This window comes from Xanthomonas campestris pv. asclepiadis (assembly GCF_020784175.1).
Lineage (GTDB): Bacteria > Pseudomonadota > Gammaproteobacteria > Xanthomonadales > Xanthomonadaceae > Xanthomonas > Xanthomonas campestris_D.
Genome location: NZ_JAJGQM010000052.1, coordinates 1 through 18,060, shown reverse-complemented (window position 1 = coordinate 18,060; position 18,060 = coordinate 1). Strand labels below are relative to the sequence as shown.

The window sequence follows — 18,060 nt, the reverse complement described above, 5'->3', positions numbered from 1 at the left end:
AGGCACGGACCGGACAGGGAGGGCGGTCATGGTAGCCGATAAGATAAGTTTCACACGCAAATCGCCGGTATTTTGACGCTTTGCAGCCGGGTCGGCTTGCACGCGGCCTTCACGCACTCGTCACTATGGTCGCGCGCTTTTCCGGGGGAAAAATCGCCTGATGGATGCGGAAACGGCCGTCGACAGTGCGGGGCCGCTTTCTCACGACAGCCGGCAGTGCCAGTTGTTGGTGCAGAGCGTGTCCGACTATGCGATCTAGATGCTCGATACGGGCGGCCATGTGTGCAGCTGGAATCCCGGTGGCGAGCGCATCAAGGGCTACACCGCTGCCGAGATCATTGGCTCGCACTTTTCGCGTTTCTATCTGCCAGAGGATGCGCAGTGCGGCGAACCGGCCCGCAATCTGGACACCGCCAGACGCGAAGGGCGCTTTGCCACCGAAGGCTGGCGGGTGCGCAAGGACGGCAGCCGCTTCTGGGCAAGCGTGGCGATCGAGCCGGTGCTGGAATTCGGCGTGCTGGTGGGGTTTGCCAAGGTCACCTGCGACATCGACCAGCGGCACCAGGCGCAGCAGCTGTTGCAGCACGCGCAGCACGCCCTGATGCAGTCGCAGAAGGTGGATGCGCTGGGCCGCCTGACGCTCGGCATGGCGCACGATTTCAATAATCTGCTGACCGTGATGGTGACCAGCCTGGATCTGATCGCGCTGCGTGCCGGCGACGATGCGCGCACGCGCATGCTGGTGGAAGCGGCGCAGACGGCAGTCGATCGCGGCACCTTGCTGACGCGCCAGCTGCTCGCCTTTGCACGCGGGCAGCGGCTGATTCCCGAGCGGCATGGTGCCAACGCGGTGGTGACGCGCTCGCTGGAATTGCTGCGGCGTGCGTGCCCGGCCGGGCTGGCTCTGTCGCTCGAATTCGCCGAGCAATTGCCCGATATCTGCGTAGACCCCGGCCAATTGGAAGCGGCCTTGCTCAATCTCGTGTTCAATAGCTGCGATGCCATGCCAGGTGGCGGCAACATCGTGCTGGCAACGGCTGTACAGCAGCGTGTTGCGCCGTCCGATCCGCATGGCCGGCTGCGCAGTTACGTCAGCATCGCCGTGCGCGATGATGGTCCCGGCATGTCTGCGCACGTGGCGCAATGCGCCAGTGAGCCGTTTTTCACCACCAAGGATGTGGGCAAGGGCTCGGGCCTGGGATTGAGCCAGGTGTATGGCTTTGCGTCCCAATCCGGTGGCTTCGTCGAGCTGGATACCGCTCCGGCCCGCGGCACCACCGTCACCCTGTTTCTCCCGGCCATCGAGGAGGCTGAGCATGACTGAACCCCTGCGTCTGTTGATGGTGGAAGATCAACAGGAATTGCGCGAACTGATCGGCGAGGCGCTGCGCGATGCAGGCATCACCGTCGAGACCGCCGACGACGGCCACAGCGCCTTGCGCATGCTGCGCGAGAATGGCCCCTATGACGTGGTCTTCAGCGATATCCGCATGCCCAACGGCATGTCGGGCATCGAACTGAGCGAACACGTGGCGCAATTGCTGCCGCAGGCGCGGGTGATCCTGGCCTCGGGGTTTGCAAAGGCGCAATTGCCGCCGCTGCCGGCGCAGGTGGATTTCCTGCCCAAGCCCTATCGCCTGCGTCAGCTGATCGATGTGCTGAAAGGCGTGGCAACCAACGCCTGAGCGTTGGCTGCGTGTGTCGCGCACTGCAGAAACCGCTGCATGGAATTACGCGGCCATCGTGCGGCGCCTTGAGCGTGGGCTCTGCACATATGCCGCTCAACGGCTCTGGTAATACACCTTGTCGATGGCGATCTCCACCGGCGCTGCCGGCGGATCGGCCACCAGCATGAACATCTGTTTGACCGCCTGCAGATCCAGGTCGTAGAACGCGCTGAAGGGAATGCTCACCTCGTGCCAGGCGCCGTCGCGCACCAGGCCGTACTGATTGCCGCCAGCGGCAAAATCCACCCAGCTGTCGCCAAAGCTGGCGTTGATGCCGATCTTGAAGGTCGACGGCGTGGTGGTTTTCAGGTGCAGCTTCAGCGCGCCGCCGGCGTAGGCGGCCATGTTGCGATAGTCGGTCTGGATGCCCAGGCCATACCAGGCACCGGCGTTGGCGCGGTAGGCCATCACGCTGCTGCCTTCGAACGGCGCCTGCGCAATCGGGGTGAGGTTGTTCCACAGATACAGCTCGGCATCCTGGCCGAAGTTGAGTCGCCCGCTGGTATCAGCCTGCTCGGTGAACACGCCGAATCGCCCTGCAGGCGCCGCGTGTTGCGCGCCCACGTACAGCTGCGAACCGGGGTTCTGATACAGGCGGATGTAATCGATCTCCATCCTGCCCGGCAACGGCGCGGTCACCGCCGCGGGTGAGGTGATACCGGTATAGGTGCCGCCCACGGCGAGATTGAGCAGCAGATACTGCTGCTGATGGAATTCGTGCAGCGAGGCGCCCTCGATATTGGAGATTGCAAACTCGAAGTATTGCTGGCCGTCGATCGACACGCGGATGAACTGCGGATCCCAGGTCATGCGGTACACATGGAAGTCGGCATGCAGATTCACCGGGCTGGTGTAGCTGGTGTCGTAGTCGGCCTGCTGGCCGTTGTAGTCCCAGTGCACCGCAGCGCCGATACGGCGATTGGCGGTGCCATTGGCAATCGCTGCGGCCATGCCGGCCTCCATCAGGTCGATTTCGCCGCGACCTGGCCACACGCCGATGGTGCCCAGCATCCAGTACGCCGGCCACAGCCCGTTGCCCACCACCGGCGTCTTGATGCGCGGTTCCAGCGTGCCGTACTTGAAATGCATGCGGCCTTCGGTCTTCAGACGCGCCGAGGTAAACGGCATGCCCTGGAACGCTTCGCGCCGCGCTTCGATCACCAGCCGGCCATTCTCGATGCGCGCGTTCTCGGCGCGGCTGGTGTAGTACTGCATCTCGCCATTGCCCCAGCCGCACAGGCCGATCTGGCAGCCGTTACCGACGTCGTAGGTCCACTTGTTGCCATCGATGCCGGGGCCATTGAAGTTGTCCTCCCACACCAGGGTTTGCGCGTGCGCGCCTGGTGCCATCGCCAAAGCCCATAGCAGGGCGAACTGCACAGCGGCACTGCGTCGCGTGTTCATGCGTGCTTCTCCGGAAAGTGGACCGACGTCCATGGAGACGTGACGCTGCGCAGCGACTACTTCAGTGTCAAAGCAATTGCGTGGCGTGTTTCAATTCCGTGGTGTTCATTCCGGAATAATCCATCATTGGCATGACGGCGGTCGCAGACTGCACGCGCCGGATGTTGCGTGGCAGCAGCTGGCTGCGGATGTTTTTCGCTGTGGGCGCGATGGCATGTGCAGTGTCCAGGTCGGTGCATTCAAGCCAGGGGATGGCTCGGTCGCCAATGCATGCAAGCGCTTGCAGCGTTGCAGCGACGCCGCGTACTGGATGCCACCGTGGCAAGCGGGCCGCGTACGACCGCACATCGATGGCCTCGCAGACGCATCGGTACGATCGCGTGCGGCCGCTGTCGAGCATGCTCGCGAAAGCCTGACTCAATGCCCGGCGTGCACCGTCCACGCCACCAGTCGTATCACCAACGGTCGCACCACCAGTACGCAGCAGAACGCGGTAGGCATCGCAATGCGGTAGGCGTCCAGCACGCGCCACAGGTAGCCGGGGGCCAGGCCGGTATTGGCACCGGTGATCACCAGGCACATCAGCAAGGCCATGATCGCGGCCATATAGAACGCGAATACGAACGGGGTGGTGCGCACGCCGAGTTTCCAGCGCGGGCGCATCAACGGGGAGGAGGGGGGAGATGACGACATGCACTGGCCTCGATTGCCGTGGATCGGCGCGATGGACAGCACTGTAGAGACGCTGCCGCAGGCGGGGTAGATCGCGTAGCCTTGCGGCTTACGTAAGAAAAACTTACGAATCGTTTGGTAATACTTGCCTATTCAATGAACATTCTTCAGTCCATCCGTAGCTTTGTCAGTACCGTCGATGCCGGCAGCATTGCCGGAGGCGCCAAGTTGCTGGGGATCAGTGCCGCCGCGGTCAGCCAGAACATCGCGCGTCTGGAACAGCACCTGGGCGTGCGTCTGCTGCACCGGACCACGCGCAGTCTGGCGTTGACCGAGCGCGGCACGCTGTACTTCGAACAGGTACGGCAGCTGGAGCGCGACCTGGAGCGCGCGCGGCAATCGGTGGCCGGGCCACAGCAGGCGCCGGCGGGGCGCCTGCGGGTGGCCAGTACCGCGGCCTTTGCGCGGCACGTGCTCGCCCCGATGCTGCCGGCCCTGCGTCAGCAGTATCCGCAACTGGAGATCGAGCTGCTGTGTACCGACCGAGCCGTGCAGCACGCCCAGGAAAGCGTGGATGTCAGCCTGCGCATCGAAGCGCAGCTGGAAGACGGCCTGGTGGCGCGCTGCATCGCCCAGGTGCCGCTGGTGGTCTGCGCAGCGCCCGAGTATCTGGCGCGCTGCGGGACGCCGCAAACCGCGGACGACTTGAAGTATCACGATTGCCTGCTGCTGCGTTACCCGGTCGACGGACGCTGCCTGCCATGGAATTTCGTGCGCAATGGCGTGCGCTTCCAGCCGGAGCTGGGCAAGGCGATGGTCAGCGACGATATCGATGCGCTCGCCACCATGGCCACCGCCGGCGGCGGCATCGCGCGCCTGGCCGCCTATGTGGTGCAGCCTTATCTGCAGCGCGGCCAGTTGCAGCCGCTGTTTGTCTCCGCTCTCGGCAGCACCGCCCAGGCATTACCGGAACCGCTGCGGATCTACCTGTGCGTCGCTGACCGCCGCGACTTCACCCCCAAGCTGCGTGCCTTCATGCAACACGTGCTCGAACGCCTGCCGGTGCAATGGCGTATTGCCGAATTACCGCTGACGCCTGCGCCCGCTCAAGCGGCAACCGGGGAGTAGCCGGCATTCGGTAATGGATCGGCCTGGTTGCGTGCTCTGGTCCGCAAGGCGCACGGCAGGCGTCGTGCGCGTAACGCGTGATGCGTGTCGAGTCACTCCAGAGCGATCCGCCTTGAAAAACAGTTTGCGCAGTCAGCGTTCCCGATCAACGACCGCGACGGCAGCTGACAGTGCCCCCGCCATCGCTCACTCCAGCTTGAGCATCACAATCGAACGCGCCGGCAAGGCCACCATCAAGGCCTTGCCTCGTACCCGTGCGCCCTTGAACGCCTTCGGCTCCACCGCATGTGGTTGGGCGAACGTGTTGTGCGCGGTGATCGCAGGCGCTGTAAGGATCTGCCCATCCACGCTGCTTGGTGACAGGCCTTCTACCTGCACGCGCACGCTCGCCGCTGCGTTGGCATCCAGATTGGTCAGCGCGATATAGACGTGTCCATCCCTGGCCTTGACCGCCGAGCCGTGCACTGCGGGCACGTGGACATCGCCGTGCTGATACTCGGGCGTGCGTAGTTGCAGCGGTAGCTGCGTGGCGTCTTGGTAGGGCTTGTACAGCGCGAACACGTGGTAGGTCGGCGTCAGCACCATCTTGTCGCCGTCGGTGAGGATCATCGCCTGCAGCACATTGACCATCTGCGCGATGTTGGCCATGCGTACGCGCCCGGCATGCGCGCTGAAGATGTCGATGTTCAACGACGCCACCAGTGCATCGCGCAGCGTGTTCTGTTGATGCAGAAAGCCCGGGTTCGCATCCGGCAGCCCGGCGTACCAGGTGCCCCATTCGTCCACCACCAGCGCGACCTTCTTGCCCGGGTCGTAGCGGTCCATGATCGCGCTGTGTTTGCTGATCAGCTCGTCCATCACCAGCGTGCGCGACAGCGTGTCGATCCAGGCGGCTTCGTCGAAGTCGGTGGAGGAGGCGCGCGGCGGCCAGCCACCGGGCACGGTGTAGTAGTGCAGGCTCAGGCCGTCCATCAACGTGCCGGCCTCGCGCATCATCACTTCGGTCCAGTGGTAGTCGTCGTTGTTGGGGCCGGGCGCGATCTTGAGGATCTTCTGGTTGGCCGGTGCCTTGACGAAGGTCTGGTAGCGCCGATACACGTCGGCCGCATATTCCACGCGCATGTTGCCGCCGCAGCCCCACAGCTCGTTGCCCACGCCGAAGTAAGGCACCTGCCAGGGCGCGTCGCGACCATTGGCGCGGCGCGCGTTGGCCAGGCTGGAGCGGGTGGGTGCGGTCATGTATTCGGCCCACTGCGCGATCTCGTCCGGCGCCGCATTGCCCACATTGCCGGCGATATAGGCCTGGGTGCCCAGCAGCTCGGTGAAGTCCATGAACTCGTGCGTGCCGAAGCGGTTGGACTCCTCCACGCCGCCCCAGTGCGTGTTGACGCTGACCGGGCGCCTGGCCGGCGCGCCGATGCCATCGCGCCAATGGTATTCGTCGGCGAAGCAGCCGCCGGGCCAGCGGATGTTGGGCACGGCAATCGCCTTCAGGGCGGCCAGCACATCGTTGCGATAGCCACGCGTATTGGCAATCGCCGAGTCCTCGCCGACCCACACCCCGCCGTAGATGCCGGTCCCCAGATGCTCGGCGAACTGGCCAAACAGTTGCCGCGACACCTGCGCGCCGGGCTGGTCCACGCGCAGCGTGCCGGTCACCTCGACCTCGGCAGCAGAGGCGGCGAGCGCGTTGGCGACCAAGGCCGCGCCAACGACAGCACGTAACAGCCGTCCGGGCGATATCCGCAAGGCGGGGGAAATCCACTGCATCGGCTTGACGCTCCTGTGCTGATCGATCGAGGTGGTCGCACGCCGCAGCGTCGGCGGGCGCGTCGCTAGCCTAGTGCCTGCAATGTCGGCTTGTATTGCTGCATCGCGATCAACCAGCCGAGCGCTGGCGCATGCCTTGCCGACATCGCCATCGCTGCGCGCCGCGATGTGCGCCGGGGCATGGTCGTCGACCGCGCTCCCCCGCTATGCTCGCCAGCTTCCAGTATCGGCGGGACGATCCATGCAGCGAGTGTTCGGGCAGTTGCCAGGTGGTGTCGAAGTCCATGCGCTCACGCTGCGCAGCGATGCCGGACTGGAGGCGGAAGTGCTCACCTACGGCGGTATCCTGCATGCGCTGCGGCTGACCACCGCGCGCGGCTTGGTGCCGCTGCTGCTGGCATTGCCGGATCTGCCGGCGTATGCCGCCGATGGCGACAGCCTCAACATCCTGGTTGGCCGCTTCGGCAACCGCATCGCCGGTGCGCGCTATACGCTGGATGGCGTCACCCACACGCTGGCCGCCAACGAAGGGCGCAACCAGTTGCACGGCGGCCTGCGCGGCTTCGGGCGGCGCGTGTGGAGCGTGCTGGAGCAGGCGCCGGACCAGTTGCTGCTCGGTTACCACTCACCCGACGGCGAAGAAGGCTATCCCGGCAATCTGCAGGTGCGCGCGCGGCTGCATCTGCGAGGACGCCGCCTGCAGCTGGACTTCGAGGCGCAGTGCGATGCCGCCACCCCGTTGAACCTCACTCATCACCCGTACTTCAATCTCTCCGGTGACCCGCATCAGCGCGCCGCGCTGCAAGTGTTGCGCGTGCCAGCCGATCGCTATCTGCCGGTGGATGCCGAATCGATCCCGACCGGCGAGATCGCCTCCGTTGCCGGCACGCCGTTCGATTTCCGCCATGCGGCGGCGTTGGCCGACAATAGTGATCCGTCGCACCCGCAGGTGGTGCTGGGCAAGGGCTACGACCAATGCCTGGTGCTGGCCGCCGGGGCCGAGTGCGTTGCCGAGCTGTACTCGCCGCACAGTGGCGTGGCGCTGCGCATCAGCAGCGACGCGCCGGCGGTGCAACTCTACGAAGGCCAGCATCTGGACGATCACCATCCCGGACTCGGCCGCGGCGTCTGCCTGGAGCCGCAGGACTACCCGGATGCGCCCAATCACCCCAACTTCCCGTCGACGATCCTGCGGCCCGGGCAGGTCTACCGCCGCTGCATCGCCTATCACTTCGCCGACGCGGGGCCGGATCAGCCGTGGGCGGCGGTGAGCGCTGCGCTGGACGCCTGAGCGCGGGGATCGCAGCGACGGTGAGGCCGCGGCGCGCCTGAAGCCAGGCCGATCAGCGCGGACCCAGCACCAGTTCGATCACGAACTTGCTGCCGAAGAACGACAACACCAGCAGCGCCATCGCGGTCAGCGTCCAGTGCACCGCCTTGGTGCCGCGCCAGCCATTGCGCCAGCGGCCGATCAGCAGCGCACCGAACACGATCCACGACAGGATGCTGAGTACGGTCTTGTGCAGCAGCCGCTGCGCCAGGAAGTCCTGCACGAACAGCAGGCCGGTCAGCAGGGTCAGGCTCAACAGCACGAAGCCCACCGTGATGGTGCGAAACAGCAGCGTCTCCAGCTCGGTCAACGGCGGCAGCGCGCGCAGCCAGGTGTGGAAGTCGCGCCGGCGCAGGGCCCGCTCCTGCAGCCACAGCATGATCGCCAGCAACGCGGCGATACCCAGCGTGGCATAGGCCAGCAGCGCCATCCACGCATGCAGTTCCAGCCGCCAGCCCAGGTCCGAGCTCGGCTCGTGGCCGTAGGCGTGGTAGCAGGCCAGCAGGATCGCCGACAGCGGGAACACCACCACGCCCACCGCCGCCATGCGCCCGCGCGCGCCGAACACCGCCGTCAGCGCGGCCATGCCCAGGCCGCTCAGCGATAGCGCTGCGAAGAAATGCATGTCCGGCCCGCCGGCGGTACGCAACGCCACCAGCACGTGGTACCCGGCGTGCAGCGCCACGGCCGCCAGCGCCGGGATCAGCCAGCGTGCAGGCGCCTGGTTGCCATCACGCAGCACCGACCGGGTGAGCAGCGCCGTGGCCAGCAGATACAAGGCGAACGCGATGAGAACGATTGTCATCGTGTCAGTTTCGCATATTGGTGGGGCGGGGATTCGGGATTCGGGATTCGGGATTCGGGAAAAGCGGGTTGCGAGCTGGGGCTGGCGCTGGCGGCTTGCGGGGGCCGGCCGCGAGTGGGTAGGGCGGGCTTGGGATGGGGCGGCCGCTGGTCCAGCGTCTGCGGTTTCTGTCCATCGCGGCGCCGGCGCTGGCTGGCCGTGCGCATGGACGGGCGGTGGTGCGGCGGCGTCCCGGGCTGGCTTGACCGGCCGGGCAGCGGGGCCGCCGGGGCGGCGCGTTGGCAGGTGCCGCTATAATCGACGCCCGTTTCCCCTCACGCGGTCCCTTGCGCATGTTCGAGTCCCTTACCCAACGTCTCTCCGGCACCATGGAGCGCCTGCGCGGCCGCGGCCGCCTGACCGAGGAGAACATCCGCGAAGCCACCCGTGAAGTGCGCATCGCCTTGCTCGAAGCGGACGTGGCGCTGCCCGTCGTGCAGGCGCTGATCGAGCGCATCAAGGTGCGCGCGGTCGGTCAGGAAGTGCTCAAGTCGCTGACCCCGGGCCAGGCGCTGATCAAGATCGTCCGCGACGAACTGACCGCGGTGATGGGCGCAGCCGCCACCGACCTCAACCTCAACGTGCCGGCGCCGGCGATCATCCTGATGGCCGGCCTGCAGGGCGCGGGCAAGACCACCACGGTCGGCAAGCTCGCCAAGCACCTGAAGGAAAAGCGCAAGAAGAAGGTCATGGTTGTTTCGGCCGACGTCTATCGCCCGGCTGCGATCGAGCAGCTCAAGACCCTGGCCGAGCAGGTGGGCGTGCTGTTCTTCCCGTCCGACGCCTCGCAGAAGCCGGTCGACATCGTGCGCGCCGCCATCAGCGACGCGCGCAAGTTGTTCGCCGACGTGCTGCTGGTCGATACCGCCGGCCGTCTGGCGATCGATGCGGCGATGATGGACGAGATCAAGGCGCTGCACGCCGCGGTCAACCCGACCGAAACCCTGTTCGTGGTCGATGCAATGACCGGCCAGGACGCGGCCAACACCGCCAAGGCCTTCGGCGAGGCGCTGCCGCTGACCGGCGTGGTGCTGACCAAGACCGACGGCGACGCCCGTGGCGGCGCCGCGCTGAGCGTGCGCTACATCACCGGCAAGCCGATCAAGTTCGTCGGTACCGGCGAAAAGACCGATGGCCTGGACGTGTTCCATCCCGACCGCGTTGCCAGCCGCATCCTGGACATGGGCGACGTGCTCTCGCTGGTGGAGCAGGTCGAGCACAGCGTCGACCAGGAAAAGGCCGCCAAGCTCGCCGCCAAGGTCGCCAAGGGCAAGAAGTTCGACCTCAACGACATGAAGGAACAGCTCGAGCAGATGCAGAACATGGGCGGCATCCATGGGCTGATGGACAAGCTGCCGGGCATGGGCCAGATCCCGGACAACGTCAAGCAGCAGGTCACCGGCAAGGAAGTGCCGCGCATGATCGCGATCATCAATTCGATGACCAAGAAGGAGCGTCGCAACCCGGCCCTGCTCAACGGTTCGCGCCGCGCCCGCATCGCCCGCGGCTCCGGCATGCAGCCGGCCGACGTCAACAAGCTGATGAAGCAGTACCAGCAGATGGAAAAGATGATGGGCAAGCTGGCCGGCGGCGGCATGAAGGGCCTGATGCGCAACATGAAGGGCATGATGGGCGCCATGGGCGGCCGCGGCGGCATGCCGTTCCGCTGAGTTTCAAGCGGCAACACGCGCAGTGTGTGCCTCCAACAGGCGTGCGTTGGGTCGAATTCGCGCCGGCAATCCCGCCGGCAATCCCGCTGGCGCTACAGCCGACCACTAGCTGGACGGTGCTGCCGACGGTGCCGGTGTGGTGGCTTGCGATCGTCTAGGTGGTCGAGTCGGTCGAGTAACGGGCCGACGCGCGCAAAGGTCGTTGATCAACACCTCGGCCAAGCGATGCCCTGTCCTGTCCTTGCCACTGCAATGACGGACCGACGTTGATCGCCACTGCACACACACACCGCCTGCAGGCGGTGGGCGGACGTCCGGATGCACGGGCGGTTACCATGAAGTCTCATGATTTCAGGCCACGCACGATGGGTTCGTTTCCGCATGTCGACGCCTTCCAGCAGCGTTTTGGTTTAGGACTCCCGATCCTGCTCAGCCCCATGGCCGGCGCCTGCCCGGTGCCGTTGTCGGCGGCGGTTGCCGCGGTCGGCGGCATGGGCGCGATGGGTGCGGTGTTGTCGCAGCCGCAGGACATCGTGGCGTGGATGGCGGCCTTCCGTGACGCGAGTGCCGGGCCTGCACAGGTCAATCTATGGATTCCCGATCCGGCACCGATGCGCGACGCCGCTGCGGAGGCGCGCGTACGTAAGTTTCTGTCGCAATGGGGGCCGCCGGTTCCCGAGGATGCGGGCGATGCGGCGCCTGCCGACTTCGATGCCCAGTTTGAGGCCTTGCTCACCGCGCGGCCTGCCGTGGCCTCGTCGATCATGGGCGTGTTTCGGCCTGATCAGGTTGCACGCCTGAAGCACGCCGGCATCGCCTGGTTCGCTTGCGCCACCACGCTGGACGAAGCGCGTGCGGCCCAGGCGGCCGGTGCCGATGCGGTGGTTGCGCAGGGGGCCGAGGCCGGTGGGCATCGCGGTGCATTCGATGCCGGTCGGGCCGAGCGGCAGATGACCGGGCTGTTCGCCTTGTTGCCGCGACTGGTCGATCACCTCGATGTCCCGGTGATCGCCGCAGGCGGCATCGCCGACGCGCGCGGCATTGCCGCGGCGCTGACGCTGGGCGCAAGCGCCGTGCAGATCGGCACCGGCCTGCTGCGCACACCCGAGGCGGCGCTGCCAAGCGCCTGGGCCGATGCCCTGGCCCAGGCCGAACCGGAACAGACCCAGCCGACCCGCGCATTTTCCGGCCGGCTGGGGCGTGCGCTCGCCACGTCGTATGTGCGCGCTGCCACTGCCGCAGAGGCGCCAGTGCCGGCGCCGTATCCGGTGCAGCGCGCGCTGACCGCGCCGATGCGTCAGGCCGCGGCGCGCGACAACCGCCTGGACGCCATGCAGGCCTGGGCCGGCCAATCGGCCTGGATGGCACCGGCCCAACCTGCCGCGCAACTGGTGACCCAGTGGTGGGCCGAAGCACAGGCGCTGGTGTGCCGCTGATCTTCTGCAACGGCGCAGTGGCGACAGCGCAGCAATTGGGCGCCGCCGCACTGATCAACTACGGCCACTTCACCACGTTGCAGGTGCGCGCCGGTGCGGTGCGGGGGCTGGACCTGCATCTGCAGCGGCTGCAACACGACGGCGCTGCCTTGTTCGGTGCAGCGATCGATGAGGCCTCCCTGCGTGCCCAGCTGCGCGCTGCGTTGTCGGCTGCGAACTGCGCCGATGCCAGCGTGCGCATCACCGTATTCGCGCAGGATTTCGACCTGCACGATCCATCGCGCCAGCTTGCACTCGATGTGCTGATCTCCATCGCGCCTGCGGCCCGGATGCCAACCACCGCACTGCGCGTGCAGCCGGTCCATCATGTGCGCCAGCAACACCAGCACAAGCATGTCGGCACGTTCGCGCTGCTGCATCTGCGTCGCCAGGCCCTGGTGGCCGGCTACGACGATGCCTTGCTGGTCGACGCCCAGGAGCATCTGCTGGAAGGTGCCTTCTGGAATCTGGGCCTGTGGCAGCAGGGCAGGGTGGTGTGGCCGCAAGGACCGGCGCTGCTAGGCACCCAGCAGCGTCTGCTGCAGGCAGGCCTGCAAATGCTCGGGATCCCGCAGGAGTCGCGCCCGGTCATGCTGGGCGAACTGGACGGGTTCAATGGGGTGTTCAGCTGCAATGCGCGTGGTCAGCAGGCGATCGTGCAAGCCGGCTCGGCGTTATGGCCGGCGCAGGCCGCACAGCTGCCACTGCTGGAGCAGGCCCTGCAGACCCAGGCCTGGCAAGGGATCTGAGCGAATCGGGGGTGGCTTGGCTTCGCCGCCGGAGCCCGCTATAATCACCGGCTTACCGCGCCACTCTGGCGACTGGGCAACTCAGGAAAACGACACCATGGTCAAGATTCGACTGACCCGCGGCGGCGCCAAGAAGCGTCCGTTCTACCACATCATCGTGACCGACGTGCGCAGCGCGCGCGATGGCCGCAATATCGAGCGTCTGGGTTACTACAACCCGGTTGCACAGGGCGCAGAACCGCGCGTCGTGCTGGATGTCGCACGCGTCGACCATTGGGTCGGCCAGGGCGCACAGCTGACCGATAAGGTGCGTAACCTGTATCGCGAAGCCTCCAAGTCCCAGGCCGCTGCGGCCTGATCTTGAGGGCCGGGCGTCGTCGCCCGGCCCAGAGTCGACGCAGATGAAGCCGACCGAGCGCCGCATCCTGTTAGGCAGGATTGTCGGCGCTTTTGGTGTCAAGGGCGAGCTCAAGCTCGAATCCTGGACCGAGCCGCGCAGTGCGATCTTCCGGTATCAGCCGTGGATCGTGCGGACGCCCTCGGGGCAGGAGTCGGTCGTGAGTGGCGTCCGTGGACGCGATCAGGGCAAGAATCTGATTGCAGTGTTCCCGGATGTCAGCGACCGCGACACCGTCGAAGCCATGCACGGGACCGAGATCTATGTCTCGCGCAGCGTGCTACCGCCGCCCAAGCCTGATGAATACTACTGGGTGGATCTGGAAGAGCTGCAGGTGGAAACCGTCGAGGGCGTCAAGCTCGGCACGGTGTCGCACCTGTTCTCCACCGGCTCCAACGACGTAATGGTGGTACGCGGCGATCGCGAGCGGCTGGTGCCGTTCGTGCTGCCGGATTTCGTCAAGTCGGTCGACTTCGACGCCAACCTGATCGTGGTGGACTGGGATCCGGATTTCTGATCGGAATAGCGCATCGCGCCGCTCCGCTCTTGCTTTACCCATTCCCCACTCCCGATTCCCGATTCCCGATTCCCCAGTGCGCATCGACGTCATCAGCCTGTTCCCCGAGTTCATCGCGCAATGCGCGGCGTTCGGCGTGGTCGGGCGAGCGCAGGAGCGTGGCCTGCTGGAATTGCAGGGCTGGAATCCGCGCGAGCATGCGCAGGGCAATTACCGCCGCGTGGACGACCGTCCATTCGGTGGCGGGCCCGGCATGGTGATGTTGATCGAGCCGTTGCGGGCCTGTCTGGATGCGGTGCAGGCGGCAGACCCGCGTCCGGCGCCGGTGATCTATCTCAGCCCGCAGGGGCGGCCGCTCACCCAGCCGCTCGCTCGCGAGCTGGCGCAGTTGCCACGCATGGTGTTGCTGTGCGGGCGCTACGAAGGCGTGGACGAGCGCTTTCTGGCGCAGGCGGTGGATATGGAAATCTCCATCGGCGACTACGTGTTGTCCGGTGGCGAGCTTGGCGCGGCGGTGCTGGTGGATGTGGTGACGCGGTTGCAGGAGGGCGTGTTGAACGACGCCGAATCCGCAGCCCAGGACAGCTTCGAAGGCCCGCAAGGCCTGCTCGACTGCCCGCACTACAGCCATCCATCGACCCATGACTGGGGCGATGTGCCGGAGGTATTGCGCTCGGGCAATCACGCTGCGATCGCGCGCTGGCGTCGGCAGCAGTCGCTGGGCCGGACCTGGTTGCGTCGCCCGGACCTGCTCGATGAGGCCGGGTTGGACAAGAACGATCGTCGTCTGCTGGACGAGTTTCGCCGCGAACTCGCCCCGGGCGACGAGAAATAAGGGCTCCACCCCTAGCTCTTGCACTATCGATTGGGGTACAATATGCGGCTTGCTGGCCAGCCTTGCGTCTGGCCCTCCTACGAACCTCGAGCAATCGCCGTGCGGCGACTGCCGGTCCAATATCACCAGACACGCGGTGCCCATCATGAGCAAACTCAACAAGACCATCCTGGCTGACTTCGAAGCCGCCCAGATTCAGCGCAAGCTTCCCGAGTTCAACCAGGGCGACACCGTCGTGGTGAACGTCAAGGTGAAGGAAGGCAACCGCGAGCGCGTGCAGGCCTATGAGGGCGTCGTGATCGGTACCAAGAACGCCGGCCTGAATTCCGCCTTCACCGTGCGCAAGATCTCGCACGGCTTCGGCGTCGAGCGCGTGTTCCAGACCCACAGCGCCATCATCGACTCGGTCGAAGTGAAGCGTCGCGGTAAGGTTCGCGCCGGCAAGCTGTACTACCTGCGTGGTCTGGAGGGCAAGGCCGCCCGCATCAAGGAAGATCTGGCCGCCGCTGCACAGGCCAAGGCTGCTCGCCAGGCTGCTGCCAAGGCTGAGTAAGTCACCGGCAGGCTTGCCCTGCTGATGCCAGACGGCCGCCTTCGGGCGGCCGTTTGCGTTGTGGGAATCGGGAATCGGGAATCGAGATTAGGGAATCGGGATTGGGGATTTGGCGGTGGTACGTGCGTGAGGTTCGCGGGGTAGGCGAGCGCGTGGTTGTTGCCAGTGGAAAGACGTCCTGGCTGCTGCCCTGTTAGCTGTTATATGGGGCTCTGGCCAGGTCGATAATAACCAAGCGCCTGTGCGCGGCATCGTCATTCAACAGGGCATTGGGCTCCTGCTTTCGACCTGGCTTGATTTCAGCCGTTGTGGCAGCGCGCCGCCCGGTGGTGCCGGCCGACATCAGCGCTGGTGGTGCTGCGGCAATGCTGCGATCGGCGCGGCATCGGCGACCGGCGAGGCCGGATGCCCTGTTACTTCGGCGGCGGCAGCCAGTTCCGAAGGGTGCGCCGGCGTGGTCAGCATGCGCGCCTTGCGCCAGCCGCCCCAGCGGTAATACGCCAGCGACAGCAGCATCGAGCACACCGAGCTGATCGGAAGACTCCACCAGATGCCATCGGCTCCCAGGTGCGGAATCAAGGCGTTCGCCAGGGGCACGCGCACGCCCCACAGACCGAACGCCAGGATCAGCAGCGGCGGGATCACCGCGCCAGTGGCCCGCACCACGCCGGAAATCACAAAGCTCACGCCAAACAGCAGGAACGACCAGATACCGATGTGATTGAGATGCCGCGCAACTTCCAGCGTCGGGCTGTCGCTCGGCAGGAACAGTGCCAGCGTCCAGCGATCGAAAAGGATCAGCAGCCCGATCAGCACGCCGGTCATCAGGAAGTTGGCGACGATGCCGGTGCGTGCGGTCGCATCCACACGCGCCCACAATCCGGCGCCCACGTTCTGCGCCGCCATCGTCGAACATGCCGCGCCCAGCGCCATCGCCGGCATCTGCACGTAGGTCCATAGCTGCAACGCAGCGCCGTAGGCGGCGGCGGTGTCGGTGCCGAAGCCATTGACCAGCGTCATCATCGCGATCATGGCCAGCGAAATCAGCACCATCTGCAGGCCCATTGGCACGCCTTTGACGATGAGCGCGCGCAGGATCGTCGGCGCGATGCGGAACAGCTGCAGATCGCCGCGCCCCAGCCACAGCACATGGCGCTTGCTGCGCAGATACAGCAGCAAACCGCCCAGTGCCACCGCCTGCGCCAGCAAGGTGGCCCAGGCCGCACCGGCGATTCCCAGCGCCGGAAACGGCCCCAGACCGAAGATCAGCAGCGGGTTGAAGACGATGTCCAGCACCACCGACACCAGCAAGAAGCGGAATGGCGTGCGGGCATCGCCGGTACCGCGCAGTGCCGCCGACAGAAACGCAAACACATAGATCAGCGGCATCGCCAGGAAGATCACCCGCAGATACTCCTCGGCCAATGTCTGCGATGCAGGCGGCGTGCCCATGGCGGTCAACAGATGCGGCGCCAGAAACCAGCCCAGCACCGCGATCAGTGCCGACAGCCCGCCGAAGAAACTGGCACTGGTGCCCATGACCTTGCGTGCCTGCGCGATGTCGCGCGCGCCCATCGCCTGGCCGATCAGGATGGTCGAAGCCATGCCGATGCCGAACACCGAGCCGATCAGGAAGAACATGATGCTATTGGCGTTGGCCGCCGCAGTCAGTGCCGCCTCGCCGAGGTAGCGGCCCACCCAGATCGCATTGATCGAGCCATTGAGCGATTGCGCGATGTTCCCGGCAAGGATCGGCATCGCAAACAGCAGCAGATTCTTGCCGATCGGGCCTTCGGTCAGGACAGCGGATTTGGGCATCGCAGGCGCGCCGTGGTGCGGAAGCTGCGAACACTAGCATTGGCAGGTGTGAGGCGTGCTGTCGCCAGGCAAATACTAACTGCCGCAGGAGCGTGAAGCCGCCAGATCGATGACACGGAGCACGCTGTGCGGACCAGTCTGTATGAGTCAGCCAGCGTGTGGAAGGCAGGCTGTACTTGGACGGCGGCGACGCTTGAGTTACAGCGGGCTTGCCCAGATATTTCCCGCTCAACGCAGCCCGTTGCGACGCGCCGATGCAGTGGCGATCACGGCAGCGGCCAGCAGCCCATTGGATCCGACGGCAAGCACAACGCGATGACTCAACTGGTGGAACAAGCGACGACGGTCAGGCTGGATGTCTGGCTGTGGGCGGCGCGCTTCTTCAAGACGCGCAGCCTGGCCAAGACGGCGGTGGACAACGGCAAGGTGGACGTCGCCGGCCAGCGGCCCAAGCCATCGCGCACGCTGCGCAGCGGCGAGCAATTGCGCATCGACCGCGGCGGCGAGATCTTCGAGATCACCGTGGCCGCGCTGAGCGATGTGCGCGGCCCGGCACCGGTCGCACAGATGCTGTACGTGGAAAGCGATGCCTCACGCGAGGCGCGTGCGCAATGGCGGCTGCAGCGCGCCGCCGAACGCACCGGCTATCGCGCACCCGAGGGCAAGCCGGACAAGCGCGCCCGCCGCCTGATCAACGCGCTGGGCGATATCGACGCGTTGTAGCACTGCGTGGTTGTCCGCCGCGAATTGGGTGATGGACATAAAACACCCAGAGCGTTGCTGTTCACGCAAGAAGAAACGGCGTTTCCCTAGCTGAGTCGAGTGTGCGGCGCCCTCACCAATTGCGGTACACGCCGTGAATCCGTCCCTGGAGGCTCGGTGGCGGCATTCATGCCGCCACACGGTCCCGCAATTGGCGAGGACACCGCACCAGACAGTTGATCGGTTGTTTGCTTAAACGCTTGTCGTTGATCGGTTTGCGTTAGGGTATTAGCGGACGCTTCTTTGTCAGAACAGCAGGACACCGTGCCTGCTCTTACCATGCACGCCGACCAACTCGACTGGTCCTTGCCCGCTCACCGTCGCGGGACCTTACGCGGCATGGATACCGCGTAAGAGCCTTATCTGTTCGGATTCTGGCAGTTTGGGCGTCGAGAGCCGGCGTGGGCCA

17 protein-coding genes and 1 pseudogene are annotated in these 18,060 nt (G+C 65.7%); 12 read left to right on the top strand and 6 right to left on the bottom strand.

What is annotated here, in order from left to right; all coding sequences use genetic code 11:
* Nucleotides 1–160: 160 nt before the first annotated feature.
* Nucleotides 161–1,324, top strand: a pseudogene (locus tag LL972_RS18320) (ATP-binding protein).
* Entirely contained in the window at nt 1,317–1,685 is a 369-nt protein-coding gene (locus LL972_RS18315) for a response regulator (protein WP_016901499.1), read from the top strand. The pseudogene LL972_RS18320 and the gene LL972_RS18315 overlap by 8 nt, the downstream one beginning before the upstream one ends.
* A gap of 96 nt (nt 1,686–1,781) precedes the next feature.
* On the opposite strand, the gene LL972_RS18310 is transcribed toward LL972_RS18315, so the two are convergent.
* The 3 genes from LL972_RS18310 to LL972_RS18300 form a co-directional block, all read right to left on the bottom strand.
* Complete coding sequence (locus LL972_RS18310; protein ID WP_228328803.1) at nt 1,782–3,131, bottom strand: glycoside hydrolase family 16 protein; 1,350 nt, start codon at nt 3,129–3,131, stop codon at nt 1,782–1,784.
* Nucleotides 3,132–3,198: 67 nt separating this feature from the next.
* Nucleotides 3,199–3,531: a hypothetical protein gene (locus LL972_RS18305; protein WP_228328802.1), complete on the bottom strand. Its 333-nt coding sequence runs from the start codon at nt 3,529–3,531 to the stop codon at nt 3,199–3,201.
* A 17-nt stretch (nt 3,532–3,548) separates the two neighbouring features.
* On the bottom strand, nt 3,549–3,824 hold the full coding sequence (locus LL972_RS18300) for a DUF2798 domain-containing protein (protein ID WP_228328801.1): 276 nt from the start codon (nt 3,822–3,824) through the stop codon (nt 3,549–3,551).
* 135 nt (nt 3,825–3,959) lie between these two features.
* Here LL972_RS18300 and LL972_RS18295 point away from each other — a divergent pair, with 135 nt between their 5' ends.
* Nucleotides 3,960–4,931: a LysR family transcriptional regulator gene (locus tag LL972_RS18295; RefSeq protein WP_228328800.1), complete on the top strand. Its 972-nt coding sequence runs from the start codon at nt 3,960–3,962 to the stop codon at nt 4,929–4,931.
* A gap of 186 nt (nt 4,932–5,117) precedes the next feature.
* Here LL972_RS18295 and LL972_RS18290 read toward each other — a convergent pair whose 3' ends face one another.
* A complete protein-coding gene (locus tag LL972_RS18290; RefSeq protein WP_228328799.1) occupies nt 5,118–6,701 on the bottom strand; it encodes an alpha-N-arabinofuranosidase in 1,584 nt (527 codons plus the stop codon).
* Nucleotides 6,702–6,942: 241 nt separating this feature from the next.
* Between LL972_RS18290 and LL972_RS18285 the strand changes: the two genes are divergently transcribed.
* Nucleotides 6,943–7,992, top strand: a complete 1,050-nt coding sequence (locus LL972_RS18285; protein ID WP_228328798.1) for an aldose epimerase family protein — start codon at nt 6,943–6,945, stop codon at nt 7,990–7,992.
* Between the two features lie 52 nt (nt 7,993–8,044).
* Here LL972_RS18285 and LL972_RS18280 read toward each other — a convergent pair whose 3' ends face one another.
* Nucleotides 8,045–8,836 carry a cytochrome C assembly family protein gene (locus LL972_RS18280; protein ID WP_228328797.1) on the bottom strand — a complete coding sequence of 264 codons (792 nt, stop codon included), beginning with the start codon at nt 8,834–8,836 and terminating at the stop codon, nt 8,045–8,047.
* A gap of 332 nt (nt 8,837–9,168) precedes the next feature.
* Between LL972_RS18280 and ffh the strand changes: the two genes are divergently transcribed.
* The 7 genes from ffh (at nt 9,169) to rplS (ending at nt 15,071) form a co-directional block, all read left to right on the top strand.
* Entirely contained in the window at nt 9,169–10,545 is a 1,377-nt protein-coding gene (gene ffh, locus LL972_RS18275) for a signal recognition particle protein (RefSeq protein WP_228328796.1), read from the top strand.
* A 365-nt stretch (nt 10,546–10,910) separates the two neighbouring features.
* Nucleotides 10,911–11,981 carry an NAD(P)H-dependent flavin oxidoreductase gene (locus tag LL972_RS18270; protein ID WP_228328795.1) on the top strand — a complete coding sequence of 357 codons (1,071 nt, stop codon included), beginning with the start codon at nt 10,911–10,913 and terminating at the stop codon, nt 11,979–11,981.
* A complete protein-coding gene (locus tag LL972_RS18265; protein ID WP_228328794.1) occupies nt 11,972–12,769 on the top strand; it encodes an aminotransferase class IV family protein in 798 nt (265 codons plus the stop codon). Before LL972_RS18270 ends, LL972_RS18265 begins: the two co-directional genes overlap by 10 nt.
* Before the next feature lie 97 nt (nt 12,770–12,866).
* Nucleotides 12,867–13,127, top strand: a complete 261-nt coding sequence (gene rpsP, locus LL972_RS18260; protein ID WP_011036396.1) for a 30S ribosomal protein S16 — start codon at nt 12,867–12,869, stop codon at nt 13,125–13,127.
* Between the two features lie 43 nt (nt 13,128–13,170).
* Nucleotides 13,171–13,683 carry a ribosome maturation factor RimM gene (rimM, locus tag LL972_RS18255; RefSeq protein WP_104541368.1) on the top strand — a complete coding sequence of 171 codons (513 nt, stop codon included), beginning with the start codon at nt 13,171–13,173 and terminating at the stop codon, nt 13,681–13,683.
* Nucleotides 13,684–13,759: 76 nt separating this feature from the next.
* Entirely contained in the window at nt 13,760–14,518 is a 759-nt protein-coding gene (trmD, locus tag LL972_RS18250; RefSeq protein ID WP_228328793.1) for a tRNA (guanosine(37)-N1)-methyltransferase TrmD, read from the top strand.
* Nucleotides 14,519–14,663: 145 nt separating this feature from the next.
* On the top strand, nt 14,664–15,071 hold the full coding sequence (gene rplS / locus LL972_RS18245; RefSeq protein ID WP_005989873.1) for a 50S ribosomal protein L19: 408 nt from the start codon (nt 14,664–14,666) through the stop codon (nt 15,069–15,071).
* Between the two features lie 342 nt (nt 15,072–15,413).
* Here the strand turns inward: rplS and LL972_RS18240 are convergent, their stop codons facing one another.
* Nucleotides 15,414–16,889 (bottom strand): MATE family efflux transporter, encoded by a 1,476-nt coding sequence (locus tag LL972_RS18240; RefSeq protein ID WP_228328792.1) that lies wholly within the window; start codon nt 16,887–16,889, stop codon nt 15,414–15,416.
* 315 nt (nt 16,890–17,204) lie between these two features.
* Here LL972_RS18240 and LL972_RS18235 point away from each other — a divergent pair, with 315 nt between their 5' ends.
* Nucleotides 17,205–17,612, top strand: a complete 408-nt coding sequence (locus LL972_RS18235) for an RNA-binding S4 domain-containing protein (RefSeq protein ID WP_228328791.1) — start codon at nt 17,205–17,207, stop codon at nt 17,610–17,612.
* Nucleotides 17,613–18,060 lie beyond the last annotated feature (448 nt).